Raw genomic sequence first — 14,260 nt, forward strand, 5'->3', positions numbered from 1 at the left:
GGCATTTGGGGGAAGTTGTTTGTTTTTTGGCGAAAGTATTATAACCAACCCAAATGCTGTTTGCTTTTTATACCGTAAAGATCAACACGTTCTAGTTCATGAAAGTGCTACCGTCAAAGGAAAAGAGTATTATTCAAATAGCCATTTTTATCACTATGGGTACAATGATATTGATACACTACTTAATAAAACTAACAAATACTCATCATTAAGAGCGCAAGAAAAATTCGAATCAGGTAAAAAATATTCACTTACAAAGTTAATATTTTGTTTCCCTGTTTTTTTCTTTAAAGAATACATTCTTGGTAGGCTATTTTTATTCGGTACAAGAGGGTTTGTAAAAGCAATGATAGGAGCTTTTTATGCTTTTACAAAAGAAGCAAAACTTTATGAAATGAAAATGAGCCAGTTTTCAAAAAAGTAACTCCAAAGTGGAACGGTACTTAATTAATAGTAAGTTATTGATTTTAAAGTTTAAGGTTGCAGAAAATGAATCAAGATTAATGACTGATCCAGCGCCTCAGGTAATGATTGCGTCCATGGCCGACAGTGCAGTAAATATTCAGCTGAGAGCATGGGCAACCAATGAAAACTATTGGTCAGCTTATTGAGATTTGAATTTGTTAAAAGAAGCCATTGAAGCCGCTGGTCTGACGATTCCTTTTCCACAACGCACACTGCGCGTTGTATCTGAGCAACGTTTACCTACCGAAAAGGATAAGTCATGAAGCGATTAACTTTGGTGGCGTTGACCAGCTTAATGCTTGGCTTGGTGGCATGCTCTAAGCCTGTTGAGGTAAAAATGTTAAGTGGTGCTGCGCAAGGCACCACTTGGCACGTTTCAGTGTGGAGCGACTCTGTAATTGATACCGAAAGATTACAGCAAGAGATAGAAGCTGAGTTCCTGCGAATTGATAAAATGATGTCGAATTACCGTCCAGACTCTGTCATTGAACAGTTTAACCGCAATCAAAATTTTCAAGCTATAGAAGTGGGAGAAGAAATTGTTAACTTGGTCAACATAGCTCGGCAAGTGAGTCAGGCAACAAATGGCTGCTATGATTTGACCGTTAAGCCGCTCTTTGATTTGTGGGGGTTTAGTAAAGATGTATTTAATGCTCCCTCTGAATCAGACATCCAAAGTGTCATAAATAAAATTGGCCTAAATTATCTTGCTTCACCAACAAAAACCAGCCTATTAAAAAAACAGCTAGAATTAAGTGTTGATCTTTCCTCGATAGCTCAAGGCTACAGTGTGTCTCGTATTGCTAAGGTAGTTGAGAACGCTGGAATAACCAATTACCTAGTTGAAATTGGTGGTGAAATGCAAACACGTGGACATAAACCAGATGGCTCGTCTTGGCGTATTGCTATAGAGCGGCCATTGCCTGGTGATAGGGCTGTACACAAGGTCATTGATATTAAGCAGGATGATTCAATTGCCATTATGACATCAGGCACCTACCGACACTACTTCGATGAACAAGGTCAGCGCTATAGCCATATTATAGATGCGCGTACTGGCAACCCCGTTACTCATTCCACATTATCAGTCACAGTGCTTCATGATGACCCAACACAAGCAGATGCATGGTCAACAGCGTTATTGTGTCTTGGGGAAAGTGACGCTATACAAGTTGCTAATGAACATGGGATTGCCGCGTTTATTGTTACTGAAGAGAACGGGACGCTAATAGAGAGCAGCAGTAATGCCTGGAATTCGATGAAAAATATAGGGCTGAACTGATGTTAAGGCTTCACTCGATCCATCTGAATATTATTCATAAAAATCAACATTATGAAAAAAATTTAGTTTATGGATGTAAGAAACAAGATGCTTGAAGCGACCAAGATCAAACTGCTTTGCATTTTTATGAAGAATTGAATCGGTTGTACTTTATGAAAGTATTGTTTGTTATCCTGTTCAGACCCCACATAGTGAAAAATGCGATAAAGATAGCTAGTGTTGTCGGTACATTGTTAAATATCGCAAACCAAGGGAGTGAAGTCCTTTCTGGGGCGGACATATCTTGGGTTCAAGCGCTACTAAACTATTGCATTCCTTACTTTGTAGCATCATACAGCGCGGCGAGAAACGAAATCGAAAGGAAGAAAGCAGATGGAAACAACAGATAAAAATACTGCAAAGGTAGAAAGTGAGTTCAGTGACTCTGCGTTGATAAGTCAAGTTCGGCGAGACATGTTTCGGTTTGCTATTTTGCAATTGAAAGATGAGGGGTTAGCAGAAGATGCTGTTCAGGAGGCATTGATTGCGGCACATCAAAATCGTTCCTCTTTTAACGGGGAGTCGGCTTTTAAAACTTGGGTATTTGCAATTTTAAAGAACAAAATCATTGATATTCTGCGCAAAAGAGCACGGGAAAGTAGTGTGAGCGAACTTTTTGACGATGATGCTGATGATATCTCAGATGTGTTATTTAACCAGCGAGGATTTTGGCACGCAGAAGAGCGCCCGGCAGGTTGGTCTGCTCCAATGGAGTCTGTAAAAGACGCGCATTTCTGGCGAGTGTTTGAGGCTTGCATAAATGGGCTACCTGAGAGTTTAGGCCGTATCTTTATGATGAGAGAATTTTTAGAGCTTGATAGTGACGAAATGTGTAGCACGTTAAATATATCGACGAGTAACTTACATGTCATGCTTTATAGAGCAAGGGTTCGGCTTAGAGAATGCCTTGAAAATAAATGGTTTAAACAGGAGTAATTGCCATGATGAATTGCAAACAGGCGACTCGTCTATTATCTGATGCTCAGGAAAGAGAACTAACGTTCACCGAGAAGGCTGCGTTAACCATGCATACGGCAATGTGCTCTGGTTGTCGAAATTTTGGTAAACAAATGGGACTAATTCGTAGTATCAGTAAAGAATATGTCAATGCCGATAAAGATCAGGGTAAACAAGATGATGTATAGATTGTAGGATTGCATGAACCAACGGATAGGTCTATATCAACTGAGCTGAATTAGTTCAGAGTGGTTGATATCAACCACTGGTTCAAGCTTTCCACAGGCATGGGTTTGGCAATATGGTATCCTTGGACTTCATCACATCCCCAATCTTTTAGTCTCTGGATATGCTCATGACTTTCAACACCCTCTGCTATCACACTGAGTGACAAAGGTCCCGCCATTGCAATCATGGTTTCAGTAACATTACACAGCTTAGGTTCAGTGAGTATATTGCGAATAAACGACTGGTCTATTTTTAGTTTTGAAAGTGGCAGTTGAGTGATATAGCTAAACGATGAATATCCGGTGCCAAAGTCATCCATAGCAAGTTTTAGCCCTGAATTTTTTAATTTAGTCATAACAGAAATTGCCAAGTCTATATCATAAAGTGCGGCGCTTTCCGTGACTTCAAGTTCGATTAACTCGGCATCCACTTGATATTCAGATAATAATGCTAAAACCGTTTCACAAAATCCTGGTGTGAGTAGTTGAACGGGAGCAATGTTGATTGCCATTGAAAACGGTTTGCTGATCAGTTGTTGCTTAAGTAGGTTGGCGCAGGTACTGATTGCCTGACGAAGCACCCACTGACCAATTTCAATAATGAGATCAGACTCTTCCGCAACAGGTATAAACTCCGCAGGTGATATCCAGTTACCTTCATCATCGACCCATCGTAATAGCGCCTCAACACCACTTACCCGATTAGTTTTAAGGTTGAGCTGTGGCTGGAAGTGGAGTATGAGTTGTCCCTTTTCTATGGCGCTCCGAAGGGCGCTTTCTATTTGAATTTTGCGCTGTGTTTGCGTTTCTAGTTGTTCGGTATAAACAACCATACCGCCTTTGGGATAGACTGAACGCAAAGCAATGTTTGCATGTCGCATTATGTCATCAAAACTTGCGTTAGTGTCGAATTTGGTCGCACCCACGGCGAGGTGAATATGGAAGTCTAATCCGTTGATTGAAACGGTTTGGGAGAATGAACTAGCTAACGCATTGGTCAAATCGTTAAATTCCGTATCATTATCTTGCAAGCATAAAGCAAAGCGTTCTTCACCTAAGTGATAAAGCTTCGCCTTAAAAGGCATACAAACAACAGTTAACTTTTTGGCACAGACTTTTATCGCTTCATAGGTGGCGCTATGTCCTAACCGCATAGCCACTTGCGGCATGGATACAAAATCAATCAGTAATAGTGCGCTACAGTTATTTAAACTGTCTGAAAAATCTCGTTGTAGCGACGCTTTGTTATCAAGATAAGTAAGTTCGTCAAAATAGGCCAACCGGTTGAGATCTTTTTCTGCTAATTTTCTAGCTGTAATATCAGCAAGGTACAGGCGAAACTCTTTCAGGTCAGGCAGATATTGCAACACATAGTCGTAGTAGTATTGCTTTAAGCAATATTCGCCCGCCAGGTAATCTCCTTCGGTCCGACATTCGCTGAGTTTCGTTGCTATGTCCTCCGGTAGAAGTGCACCGAGATTATTTGTGTTAAACAATCCTTGGGCCAATTCTGAAGACGCTGGATTGGCATAGTTAACCTCCCCAGATTGCGATAATGCAAGCACTGGTCTTGGGTTTCTCTCAGGAAAGCCGGCAAAGTGTGCAATTTCTTTTTGAGCTCGATTTCTTTTAGCGTCAAGCCAGAGGAGTAAGCCTAAAACAAAGAGTAGCCCGCCATTTAGAAGCATTGTCCAAAACAGACTCTGCTCGATATGTGAAAGACTTTTTTGCGCTTGGTTAAGCACATCCTTCTCTATATCAGTGATTAGCGTACCGATAGCCTGAGTAATCGATACAGTAATCGGCTCTAACTCTGATAAGACATCACGTGCCCCGTCCCAGTCTGTGGGCGAAGCCATCACCGACTGCATTTCATTTGCCAGTGTATCAATTTTATCAAGATTAGTGTTGAGAAGGATTATGTTACTGTTTTCACCAAAATCGTCAGTGATTTGTTGGATCAGCGAGACAGCGTCACGGCGATGCTGATTAAAAGCCTGGTAAAATGCATCATCATCATTATTTAGATAGTAATTATGAAATGATAAATCTTGAAGTGCCAATACGGAGCGTAATTGTTGGGTTTTCTCAAATAAGGGCAGTTGTGATTGGGCAAGCGAAGTATTGCTCTTCTGAACGGTTTGTACGCTCTGAAAACTCCGGATTCCAACAAAGATACAAGAAGTAACAATCAAGAGGATTACGACCATATTAAAGTGACGCATGTGTAGCATGATTATAATCCTCAGTTGTTTATGTTTTGTTATTCGAATGCTTTAAAGGCCTCATCGACAGGCGTGTTAGCAAAATGGTTAATATAATTGCTCATCACCTTTTGAGATACGAATAGGATCACTTCAAGTGCATGCTGATTGTTATACCCTGCTTGGATAAAGTAATTGATCTCTTTCTCAACTTTACCTCTGTTTCTAATGACGGCCAATGTAAAGCTGCGTAGCGCATTGAGTTTTGAGCTTGGCAAATCAGCCTTTTCTCTAAGCGAGTTATCAATTTGTTCAGACACTTTCATGGCGCGAGCAATAGCACTATGCGCTGGGACGCAATAGTGACATTGATGTTCAATATTGATCGTCTGCCAAATGACAGTTTTCTCTTCATTGTTGAAGCTGGTTGCCAAGGCTAGCTCATGTAATTTTTTATATGCGTCGAGCACTGTCGGCGCTTCTGCCATAACGCCATGCAAATTTGGGATCATACCAAAGCTTGCTTGTGAGTCTTTGAGCAGACTGGTCGCCTTTTCTGGGGCGCTGTCTAAATTATGGACAGTGAATTTAGGCATGTCATTTCTCCTGATATAAAGTTTATTAGCGTATTGATACTATTGGTAAATTGTTAATTTAACGCTGCTAATGCAGCAATAATCGATGTTTCAAGCTGTTTGTTTGCCATAGAAATTGTTTTATTTGCATCCTCACTTATGTTTAGGGACTGCCAATTTTCAGACCATGTTGCTTTAAGTTGAACACTATTGATCTTCACCGGCTCAGGCATTACTTGACTGAGAGCGACAATAAAATTAATGCGTGTCCAGCCTTCAATAGCACTTAACTGACTACTGTCTTCATAAAACTGACGATCAACAAGCAGTTGTAATTTTGCAGACGCTTTTAACAGCTCAAATCCTGATGCTCTGATGTTTCGGTTGTGTTCACTCACCTCATTGCGCCAGGTATTGTATCCAAGTGCTGAAATCGCGATAATCAAACTGATCACGGATATCAAAGTGCTGTTTGATGCCTTGAAATTCATTAGTGCGCAACCTCTTTGCTCTTAAGAAGTCGCACTGATCTTGGATGCTTCTGCATACTTTCGTGCAATCCAGTAGTCAAAACTGACGTATCGACCTGCACCACTAAATAGCAGCATCAGCAACATCACAAAGTAGGTGGCGGCAAATTCAATCCCATTTTTAAGCACCGTAAAGTTGCCCGCTTCAGTGAGCCATTCATAATTTCCATGTTCTTGTAATATAGAAACGGCAGCTGATTTGCGCTGTTGTGCTTCTTCGATTAGATCAGTGCGCCATTCCCATGGAACGGTAAGCGTTGTTTCAGGTAGTGCATGCCAACCGTTATCCCAATGGGCTGTTCCTGCGGCAACTATCATGGTAAACATCATGGGGATCGCCATAAAACGCAGTGCAATACCAAATAATAAAGATAAGCCACCAATAAACTCAGTTAATCCAGCAAGTACGGCCATCATCATCGGGGCTGGCATTCCCAGATATTCACCAAAGTAGTAAGCGGTATCCTCCAGTCCCGTTAATTTATTCCAACCAGCAATAATAAAAATGGGCGCCAAATAAATCCTAAGAGCAAGGGGGCCTAAAAAGTCGATAGTGTTAATTCTGTCCCTTAAAGACATAAAAGCTACAGTAAGATTCATCTGTTTATCCTTCATTACGATTCATTAATTGCAGACGTAAGATGTTCGCTAATGCTGCGAGATTACGCCTTGGGTTTAGATTAGTCGTGGCGACCCAAGATTTCTTACACTATTTTTGTAAGAAACCTTCCGCTCACTACGACCAATCAATAATTGCAATACTTAAAACTTAAGGTGTAAACATGGAAAAAACCGACCAACAGCGTACTCGTGTACCGATGGCTTCGAAGACAAGTCCAGCGGATCATAGCGAGTCGGGTTCGCTAACTCGGGCAACCTCTTTTTTTGAGTTTTGGCCAACGTGGTTTATGTACTTACCGGTAGGCTTCATGTGGTTAGTATGGAGCATTCGCTACCGCTGTGCGACCTTGCCTTTGATTGCTAATCCTCGGATCTTTTTATCAGGAATGGTGGGAGGGTCTAAAGCCGAGTTGATGTCTCAAGCCAGGGGAAAGTGCGCGGAAACAATCTTACCTTGGGTGAAAATAACTAAGACCAATGAAGAGCTGTCAGAGCAGACACACAGGGCGTTGCAGCGACTAAATAGCATGAACATCTCTTTTCCATTCGTGTGTAAACCAGATACGGGGTGTCGTGGTGCAGGTGTCAAACTGATCAAGAATCAAGACTCGTTTTCAACAATTTTAGCGCAGTATCCAACTGGCGCTGGCATTATCCTTCAGCAATTATCGCGTTACTCGGATGAAGTCGGCATTTTCTTTGTAAAATATCCGAACACTTCTGCTGGCCACGTGGTGTCGTTAACCTTTAAAAACCGGCCAGAGGTTATCGGCGATGGTAAAAGCACTGTATGTGAGTTGGTCCAACAGGACGATCGGGCTGCAAAATTGTTATCGCTATACCAATCGCGCAATCAATCGGTTTGGCATAGCGTGCTCCCAGAAGGGCAACGTCACTCTTTACTGTTTTCTGCCAGCCATTGTCGAGGTGCGGTATTTCAGGATGGCAGACACCATATTACACCGGAATTAAATCAGGCAATTAACTTGGTTATGCAAGACCTGCCAGAATTTCATTACGGACGGATGGATGTGAAGTACAAAGATTTGGCGTCACTAAAACGAGGTGAACATCTTGAGATCGTTGAAATTAATGGCGCGAGCTCTGAGTCTATTCACATTTGGGATAAAGACGCAAAGTTATTAGACGCTTTCAAAACCTTACTTTGGCAATACAAGACCTTATTTGAAATTGGTGCTCAGGTTAGAAAATCAGGCGAGAAGCCACCTTCAATAGGTGTTTTGTTAAAGGCCTGGCGACATGAGAAGCAGTTAAGTGCGGCATATCCGGAGAATGACTAAATGAGTAAACAATCACCGATTAATCTATCTGGCGTGCCAGCACTCCTTCGCCCACTTATAAAGTTTATTATTAACGAACCTAAAATGTCTGCTTGGTATCAAGAGTGGCTTACAAAGGAAGAGCACACTGTACAGAAATTTCTTGCTTTTGTGCTTGAAAAGTTAGATGTCAATGTTCGTTTTATTGGTAATGATAAAGAGGAAAGTATCCCTAGAAGCGGCCCACTGGTAATAGTCGCCAATCATCCACTTGGGGCGGTGGAAGGGATCATTCTGTCACATTACTTATTGGCATTCAGACCTGATCTAAAAGTCATTACAAACAAGCTATTACTTTGTTTTGACGAATTTAAAGAGTTGTTTATTGGCGTAGATATTTTAAGTGCGAATCGATGTAACAAGTCGTCAGTGAAAATGATGAACCAGCATCTGAAAAATAATGGTGCGTTGCTCATTTTTCCTGCGGGTACCGTCGGGGAATACAATGCAAAGACAAATCAAGTGGATGATGCTCCGTGGCAACACACCGCAGCCAAGCTTGCACTTAAGCACAACGCTCAATGTTTACCTATCCATATTGAAGGTCGCAATGAACGCCGCTTTTACTTTGCCAAACGTATCCACAAACGACTGAGAACACTGTTGCTACCCAGGGCAATGATGAAAAGTAGTAAACACCCCATTTCAGTGTGTGTTGGTAACCCTTTTAGTTTGTCTGATATTGGCATAGATACTATGCAAACGGCAACCGAGTACCTCAAAGCAAGCTGTGACATCATGGGCGCAGACAAAACTACCAGGCTTATCACTCGAACTGAGGCGCAGATCCCTGATATCGATGCCCCAGTTTCGATGGACTACTTGGAAGACTATGTCTTGCTAAGACAGCGTCATGTTACTGTTTATAGTTTACCTTTTAGCGCGTTGGGCCCATTAGCCGATCATTTGGCTACACAGCGAGAAAAAACCTTCAGAAAGGCAGGAGAAGGAACGGGGAAATCAATTGATTTTGATATTTACGATGAACACTACCAACACATTCTGGCGTGGGATACTGAGAAAAATAGATTGATTGGCGGTTATCGTGCTTGCCGCGTAAACAGTCCTTTCACTAACGCCTCGGCAAACCCCTTATATAGCCGTTCATTATTCTATTATGACGAGCGATTTATAAAGCAGTTCTCTGGTGCTATTGAGGTTGGACGTTCTTTTGTCTGCGAAGAATACCAAGGTGATCCCAGAGCGCTTGATACCCTTTGGCAGGGACTGGGCGCATATATGCTGCTGCATCCTGATTGTCATACGTTTATTGGTTGCGTCAGCATTTCCCAAAGTTATGCTCCGCTCATCAGAGAGCTCTTTTACGACACCCTGCTTGCTGGTTACAGTGCGGATGACAGTCAAAAAGCAGGCGTGGTGCCCAACAAACCTTTCAAAACTCAACCCAGCCATTGGAGCCCAAAATTGGTTAGGCAGTTGTCCAATGTCGGCGCAGTTAATAAGTTACTCGGTTTTTCGGGTCTTGATGTACGGGTGCCGGTCCTTATTCGCCATTATCTTTCTCTCAATGGCCGTTTTATTGACTTCTCTATTAATGAAGGATTCAACAACTCACTTGATGGACTCATTGTTGTTGATCTACGACAAGCACCTGAGCGCTACCTTAAGCGCTATTTAGGAGAGGATGGACGACATATCTTTTTAAAAAGATGGGGAAAACAAGATGCTGCTTAACTCAACCCATATTGCGCTAAAACAAATCACGACGATCTTAACCTTGTTGGCGTCGCAGTCAAAAGAAAAGCAAGAGCAGCTTTTTGTTCAGCAACGTATTGGGGCTCATATTAGACATGTGCACGACCATTTCAGAAGCCTATTTATTGGTTTAAATACAGGCGTAGTGGATTATAACTTAAGAAACAGGGACAGTATGGAAGAGGTGAGCTTATCCATTAGCCAGTCTGAAAATAAACATATTCTTAACCAGCTGGACACGTTGAATGTCGCGTCTTCCAAAATAGAGATTATCTCTGAAATCAATTGCCATGCGACTGAAAACCTACAAATGACCTCAAGTGTCGAGCGTGAGCTTTTATATTTGATAAACCACACCATTCACCATGCGGCAATCATTAAACACATGATGGATAATGCCTGTGTAAGTTGTCCATCAGAAATTGGCTTGGCTCCTGGTACAGCTACGTATTACCGACAGTTAGCATGTGAGCCTGAAGTATGTGCACAGTAACAATTACACGGGGCGATGGGCAAACGGTGATCACCATGAACCGTGATGAGTTAATTGAGCGCGAAGAAGATGCGCCACGACTACACCATTTGAGTCATGAAGTGCATGCTTGGTATCCCGTAGATGCAGTGAGTGAGGGTACTTGGTTTGGCGTCAACAATTATGGTCTGGTATTGACGATCCTCAATCGTTATCAAGAAAGTAATCCTCAAGCGTTTGTCTCCAGAGGAAAAATTATTCCATACTTGTTGGCAAACACAGACATCATGTCCTGTTTGAACAGCCTAGAAAAAATGCATCTTCATCATTTTATGCCCTTTACTTTGTTACTGGTGCAGGGGAATATGCTTATCAAGGTTGTTTGGAATGGAGTGGAGATGAGCCAGTATGCAAATAGCTATTCCAAGCCATTTTTTATTACTTCGTCATCTATTGAACTGGAATCCGTGAAGGCGTGGCGCAAACGGGCATTTGATAATTTTCTCTTCACGAACAAGCATCTCAGTCCTCAACTGCTAATGAATTTTCATACAAGTGGAGCAAAAGATAATCCATCCTATAGCGTTAATATGATACGAGAGGGACGGCACACCAAGAGTATTACTCAAGTTGTTATTGGTGGTGAAAGTCTCAGTGCATGCCATTTTACAAGATCGCAAAAAAAAGACGGGTTCTCTGAGTTTGAACTGGAGGATTCTGTATATCTCAAGCTCGCTTCAGTGGCATTAGTCAGTTTAGTTTAGGCTATTGGACTATTGTGATTACAGGGACAGATTATGGTTGATTTAGTACGCGTATCCGAACTGACTTGTCCAGAGTGTGGTTTTAAGAAGGCAGAAGTTATGCCCACGGATTCATGTCAATGGTTTTATGAATGCCGAAATTGTCATGCTCTTCTTAAACCTAAACAGGGCGATTATTGTGTTTATTGTTCTTTTGGCACGGTGCCGTGTCCCCCAATACAGTTGAATAAGGGTTGTTGTTCCAAGTGTTAGGACAACACCGTTCCCATATAAAAAGCCCCAACGAATTGGGGCAACAGGGCTTTGGGAGAGAACTAAACTGCTAGATTGATGTTACCCAATCAGGCAGTATTTCGAGCGCCCAAGCTTCTAATACTCGATCTACACCGGTCAGAATAATTAGGGCAAGAAATACCAAAGTTGCACCTAGAATAGTTTTACCTAGCTTCCCAGATGATTTAATCGTCGCCAGTTTTTTACCAGAAAAATATCCTAATGTGACAAGAGGTATGGCCGTTCCAATACCAAATGATAGCATGACAGCAAATGCCATCGGCATACTTTGGCCTGTAGAGGCAAGTGCTATCGCCGTTCCAAGCGTGGGCCCAACGCAAGGCAGCCAAACAAACCCCAGAGAAGCGCCGATCACAAACTGCATGGGTGCAGAACTGCCTTCAATTTGCACGTTGGCAGCACGACTGGTTAGGCGAGAAAGCAAAAATGCCAGCGTGTCAGAAAGCTTTGGAATGAGTAAGGTCGCCCCCATCAGCAGCAATAAAACCACCGAAAAGTATCGGAGCCATTCGGTAGAAATGCCAAGGTTAAGCAATACGAAAGTCAGTACCGTACCAGCTAGTGCAAAAGCCAGACTAATACCCAATGCAAGAGTGATGAGGCCCCACTTGGACGACTGCATCGCCGAAGCCGCAACAGCAGGGATCATAGGCAGAACACAAGGCGAAACTAAACTTAATATACCCGCCATAAAGGCGAGAGGGATTGCGGTAAATTCCATATGGATTATTTATCTGCCTGTTTAAGTTGGGTGAATATTTTACTTTTGTTGGTTTCTGCTACAGAGAACCACAATTGTTCTTTTCCCTTATAAAGTAAAAGGGTTGATTGTCTGGGGGCTCTAAAATGGGTGACCCATTCCTTTTGCTCATCGTAGTCCACGACGAGTACCTGAATTTTACTGTCGGGATGCTCGGTGAAATATTGGTCGATGATTTGAGACTGCTTTTTACACGTTGGACACCAGGAGGCAAATACATCAACCAGAAAAACGGTTCCAGACTCCTGATATTGTTCATAAAGCGTTTCGTTAAATGGTTGTTTTTGCGCACTGGCACTAAAGCTAAGCAGTGCGATAAAACAGGCAGCGATTAATTTCTTCATATAAAGACCTTTGAGTAGATGTTATTAGTTAAATAAGAACCGATTGCTGGGTTAAGTCTTTCACGATTTCTTCGCAAAAGCCGACAAACTGGCTATCACATGAACGGTTAAATGTTTGAGCTAAGGTTTCGAACAATTCTTGGCTGGATAATGGTGCTTGCTCTAATAGCTGAAGCAATAGAATGGTGGCAGCATTGGTTTCGATAAAGCGTACTTCATTGCTTGTATCCCGACACACAATCAAACAGGTTTCTTGTTTTTCTTGCGGTTGGAAATCTTTGCAGATCTTGTGCACGGGCCATTCGTAAATAAGTGGTAAAATAGGTTGATTAAGCATCACTTTCCCCGACTGCGGAGCAGGCGAGTTAGCGCTTGACGTATCAATATAAAGCTCAACCCATTCATAATGCGCCAGTTCAAAAAACCAGGGAGGCAAGGACTCAAGCAATGTACTTTGCTGAAGAAACTGCAAAAACTCTTCCGGGATATCTTTAAATAAAGGTGATTTTGCCCGCCACGTTGAAAAAAAAGTGCGTATCATGTTTGTCCATGATTCTTCAGAGACAAGGCTTTTTACAACCGGGAAGCAGTTATTTATAAAACCGCAAACGTTATTAAATAACAGTTCTTCATATACTCTGGCGCGACGTGGTTCAATACCACTGGGCAGTGTTTCTGTTTCCGGCGAGCGTAAGTATTTACCGAGACTTAACTGAAATGTTCTAAGCTCGTTTGGCGGGTTCATATTCGCTCCCATTTCGCAATGTAAATGCTTGCTGTTGTAACTGTTTGATAACGTCCACCTCGTCCAGCAGTGTATCCATGCCTGGATAGTTAAAATCCCGTTCCAGACACGTTGGCGTTTTTACTTCAGGAATCGCAGCATAGCTATGTTTAAGTAGCTCCCAAACTGGATCAATAACATCAGTGCCATGTGTATCGATGATCAGTCCGTCGGCTTCGGTATAGTGTCCAGCAACGTGGATGTAGCCAACCTGCTGCAAAGGCAATGCATTCATGTATCGGTATGGATCAAATTTAAAATTTTGGCTATTTACATAGATGTTATTCACATCCAGATGTAGAAAACAGCCTGAACGTTTAACAATTTCAGTGATGAAGGCTTCTTCAGTCATTTCACCATTGGGCGGATTGATGTAATAGGATGCATTTTCAATCCCAATTTGCATACCTAACAGCTCCTGTGTCTGTTGTATCCGATTAACCACCCACTGAATAGCTTGCTCAGTAAACGGTATAGGAAGCAAATCATATAAATGACCATCATCCGTACACCAAGATAAGTGCTCGGTGTAAAACGCAACATTATGCATGTTGATAAATGCTTTGATACGTCTTAGTAAGTCGATGTCTAGAGGCTCGGTTCCCCCTAATGACAGGGATAGGCCGTGACAGACAAACGGGTACTTTTCAGTAAACATCCGCAGATCTCGGGCATACTGTCCGCCAATGTTTAACCAGTTTTCTGGTGCGACTTCGAAAAAATCAACATCAGGCGCTTCATTCTCTTTTAAATCACTTAGCATTTCGCGACGAAACCCTAGGCCCGCGCCTTGAAGTATGCTCATAATTTACTCCTAAGTGTTAGCTAGGCAGTGACTGGAGAGGGAACATGACGACCTCTCCAGGTAATTCGGGGTAGGAACTGG

Annotated in this window: 17 protein-coding genes and 2 pseudogenes; 11 read left to right on the forward strand and 8 right to left on the reverse strand. The window is 42.2% G+C overall.

Annotated elements, in window-relative coordinates; translation table 11 throughout:
* The 6 genes and pseudogenes from ACSSVW_RS10750 to ACSSVW_RS10775 all read left to right on the forward strand — a co-directional run.
* Positions 1-424, forward strand: a pseudogene (locus tag ACSSVW_RS10750) (hypothetical protein); the annotation flags it as partial.
* Between the two features lie 34 nt (positions 425-458).
* Positions 459-728: pseudogene (locus tag ACSSVW_RS10755) on the forward strand (hypothetical protein); the annotation flags it as partial.
* The gene (locus tag ACSSVW_RS10760; RefSeq protein WP_454179284.1) at positions 725-1,747 is read left to right on the forward strand and encodes an FAD:protein FMN transferase; all 1,023 of its coding nucleotides are present in this window, start codon (positions 725-727) and stop codon (positions 1,745-1,747) included. The pseudogene ACSSVW_RS10755 and the gene ACSSVW_RS10760, both read left to right, overlap by 4 nt.
* A gap of 152 nt (positions 1,748-1,899) precedes the next feature.
* Positions 1,900-2,136, forward strand: coding sequence for a nitrate/nitrite transporter NrtS (gene nrtS / locus ACSSVW_RS10765; RefSeq protein WP_454179285.1), 237 nt, complete (start codon positions 1,900-1,902; stop codon positions 2,134-2,136).
* Positions 2,120-2,722, forward strand: a complete 603-nt coding sequence (locus ACSSVW_RS10770; RefSeq protein ID WP_454179286.1) for a sigma-70 family RNA polymerase sigma factor — start codon at positions 2,120-2,122, stop codon at positions 2,720-2,722. Before nrtS ends, ACSSVW_RS10770 begins: the two co-directional genes overlap by 17 nt.
* 5 nt (positions 2,723-2,727) lie before the next feature.
* A complete protein-coding gene (locus ACSSVW_RS10775) occupies positions 2,728-2,931 on the forward strand; it encodes a zf-HC2 domain-containing protein (RefSeq protein WP_273086262.1) in 204 nt (67 codons plus the stop codon).
* Between the two features lie 50 nt (positions 2,932-2,981).
* Here ACSSVW_RS10775 and ACSSVW_RS10780 read toward each other — a convergent pair whose 3' ends face one another.
* The 4 genes from ACSSVW_RS10780 to ACSSVW_RS10795 are packed head-to-tail and all read right to left on the reverse strand — an operon-like array spanning position 2,982 to position 6,879.
* Complete coding sequence (locus ACSSVW_RS10780) at positions 2,982-5,204, reverse strand: putative bifunctional diguanylate cyclase/phosphodiesterase (protein ID WP_454179287.1); 2,223 nt, start codon at positions 5,202-5,204, stop codon at positions 2,982-2,984.
* A gap of 29 nt (positions 5,205-5,233) precedes the next feature.
* The gene (locus tag ACSSVW_RS10785) at positions 5,234-5,770 is read right to left on the reverse strand and encodes a carboxymuconolactone decarboxylase family protein (RefSeq protein WP_454179288.1); all 537 of its coding nucleotides are present in this window, start codon (positions 5,768-5,770) and stop codon (positions 5,234-5,236) included.
* Between the two features lie 53 nt (positions 5,771-5,823).
* Complete coding sequence (locus tag ACSSVW_RS10790; protein WP_454179289.1) at positions 5,824-6,240, reverse strand: hypothetical protein; 417 nt, start codon at positions 6,238-6,240, stop codon at positions 5,824-5,826.
* Between the two features lie 21 nt (positions 6,241-6,261).
* A complete protein-coding gene (locus ACSSVW_RS10795; RefSeq protein WP_273059893.1) occupies positions 6,262-6,879 on the reverse strand; it encodes an HvfX family Cu-binding RiPP maturation protein in 618 nt (205 codons plus the stop codon).
* Positions 6,880-7,061: 182 nt separating this feature from the next.
* Here ACSSVW_RS10795 and ACSSVW_RS10800 point away from each other — a divergent pair, with 182 nt between their 5' ends.
* From ACSSVW_RS10800 to ACSSVW_RS10820, 5 genes are read left to right on the forward strand one after another with little or no spacing between them, the layout of a single operon-like run.
* Complete coding sequence (locus tag ACSSVW_RS10800; RefSeq protein WP_454179290.1) at positions 7,062-8,201, forward strand: D-alanine--D-alanine ligase; 1,140 nt, start codon at positions 7,062-7,064, stop codon at positions 8,199-8,201.
* On the forward strand, positions 8,202-9,935 hold the full coding sequence (locus ACSSVW_RS10805) for a lysophospholipid acyltransferase family protein (protein WP_454179291.1): 1,734 nt from the start codon (positions 8,202-8,204) through the stop codon (positions 9,933-9,935). It abuts the gene before it with no gap.
* Entirely contained in the window at positions 9,925-10,449 is a 525-nt protein-coding gene (locus ACSSVW_RS10810) for a hypothetical protein (RefSeq protein ID WP_454179292.1), read from the forward strand. Before ACSSVW_RS10805 ends, ACSSVW_RS10810 begins: the two co-directional genes overlap by 11 nt.
* A 35-nt stretch (positions 10,450-10,484) precedes the next feature.
* Entirely contained in the window at positions 10,485-11,192 is a 708-nt protein-coding gene (locus tag ACSSVW_RS10815) for an NRDE family protein (protein ID WP_454179293.1), read from the forward strand.
* A gap of 33 nt (positions 11,193-11,225) precedes the next feature.
* On the forward strand, positions 11,226-11,444 hold the full coding sequence (locus ACSSVW_RS10820) for a GDCCVxC domain-containing (seleno)protein (RefSeq protein ID WP_454179294.1): 219 nt from the start codon (positions 11,226-11,228) through the stop codon (positions 11,442-11,444).
* Positions 11,445-11,514: 70 nt separating this feature from the next.
* Here ACSSVW_RS10820 and ACSSVW_RS10825 read toward each other — a convergent pair whose 3' ends face one another.
* The 4 genes from ACSSVW_RS10825 to ACSSVW_RS10840 are packed head-to-tail and all read right to left on the reverse strand — an operon-like array spanning position 11,515 to position 14,179.
* Positions 11,515-12,207 (reverse strand): cytochrome c biogenesis CcdA family protein, encoded by a 693-nt coding sequence (locus ACSSVW_RS10825; RefSeq protein WP_454179295.1) that lies wholly within the window; start codon positions 12,205-12,207, stop codon positions 11,515-11,517.
* A gap of 5 nt (positions 12,208-12,212) precedes the next feature.
* A complete protein-coding gene (locus ACSSVW_RS10830) occupies positions 12,213-12,590 on the reverse strand; it encodes a thioredoxin family protein (protein WP_454179296.1) in 378 nt (125 codons plus the stop codon).
* 28 nt (positions 12,591-12,618) lie between these two features.
* Positions 12,619-13,335, reverse strand: coding sequence for an HvfC family RiPP maturation protein (locus ACSSVW_RS10835; protein WP_454179297.1), 717 nt, complete (start codon positions 13,333-13,335; stop codon positions 12,619-12,621).
* Positions 13,313-14,179, reverse strand: a complete 867-nt coding sequence (locus ACSSVW_RS10840; protein ID WP_454179298.1) for an HvfB family MNIO-type RiPP peptide maturase — start codon at positions 14,177-14,179, stop codon at positions 13,313-13,315. The genes ACSSVW_RS10835 and ACSSVW_RS10840 overlap by 23 nt, the downstream gene beginning before the upstream one ends.
* Between the last annotated feature and the right edge of the window lie 81 nt (positions 14,180-14,260).

The sequence above is a fragment of the Pseudoalteromonas sp. MBR-15 genome (assembly GCF_053628915.1).

Excerpts from the sequence above, each read along its gene's own strand:
- ACSSVW_RS10780 (WP_454179287.1), bottom strand. The coding sequence starts at position 5,204 with ATGCTACACATGCGTCACTTTAATATGGTCGTAATCCTCTTGATTGTT.
- ACSSVW_RS10830 (WP_454179296.1), bottom strand. The coding sequence starts at position 12,590 with ATGAAGAAATTAATCGCTGCCTGTTTTATCGCACTGCTTAGCTTTAGT.
- ACSSVW_RS10810 (WP_454179292.1), top strand. The coding sequence starts at position 9,925 with ATGCTGCTTAACTCAACCCATATTGCGCTAAAACAAATCACGACGATC.
- ACSSVW_RS10785 (WP_454179288.1), bottom strand. The coding sequence starts at position 5,770 with ATGCCTAAATTCACTGTCCATAATTTAGACAGCGCCCCAGAAAAGGCG.
- ACSSVW_RS10775 (WP_273086262.1), top strand. The coding sequence starts at position 2,728 with ATGATGAATTGCAAACAGGCGACTCGTCTATTATCTGATGCTCAGGAA.
- ACSSVW_RS10820 (WP_454179294.1), top strand. The coding sequence starts at position 11,226 with ATGGTTGATTTAGTACGCGTATCCGAACTGACTTGTCCAGAGTGTGGT.
- ACSSVW_RS10825 (WP_454179295.1), bottom strand. The coding sequence starts at position 12,207 with ATGGAATTTACCGCAATCCCTCTCGCCTTTATGGCGGGTATATTAAGT.
- ACSSVW_RS10770 (WP_454179286.1), top strand. The coding sequence starts at position 2,120 with ATGGAAACAACAGATAAAAATACTGCAAAGGTAGAAAGTGAGTTCAGT.
- ACSSVW_RS10835 (WP_454179297.1), bottom strand. The coding sequence starts at position 13,335 with ATGAACCCGCCAAACGAGCTTAGAACATTTCAGTTAAGTCTCGGTAAA.
- ACSSVW_RS10815 (WP_454179293.1), top strand. The coding sequence starts at position 10,485 with ATGAACCGTGATGAGTTAATTGAGCGCGAAGAAGATGCGCCACGACTA.
- ACSSVW_RS10790 (WP_454179289.1), bottom strand. The coding sequence starts at position 6,240 with ATGAATTTCAAGGCATCAAACAGCACTTTGATATCCGTGATCAGTTTG.
- ACSSVW_RS10805 (WP_454179291.1), top strand. The coding sequence starts at position 8,202 with ATGAGTAAACAATCACCGATTAATCTATCTGGCGTGCCAGCACTCCTT.
- nrtS (WP_454179285.1), top strand. The coding sequence starts at position 1,900 with ATGAAAGTATTGTTTGTTATCCTGTTCAGACCCCACATAGTGAAAAAT.
- ACSSVW_RS10760 (WP_454179284.1), top strand. The coding sequence starts at position 725 with ATGAAGCGATTAACTTTGGTGGCGTTGACCAGCTTAATGCTTGGCTTG.
- ACSSVW_RS10795 (WP_273059893.1), bottom strand. The coding sequence starts at position 6,879 with ATGAATCTTACTGTAGCTTTTATGTCTTTAAGGGACAGAATTAACACT.
- ACSSVW_RS10800 (WP_454179290.1), top strand. The coding sequence starts at position 7,062 with ATGGAAAAAACCGACCAACAGCGTACTCGTGTACCGATGGCTTCGAAG.
- ACSSVW_RS10840 (WP_454179298.1), bottom strand. The coding sequence starts at position 14,179 with ATGAGCATACTTCAAGGCGCGGGCCTAGGGTTTCGTCGCGAAATGCTA.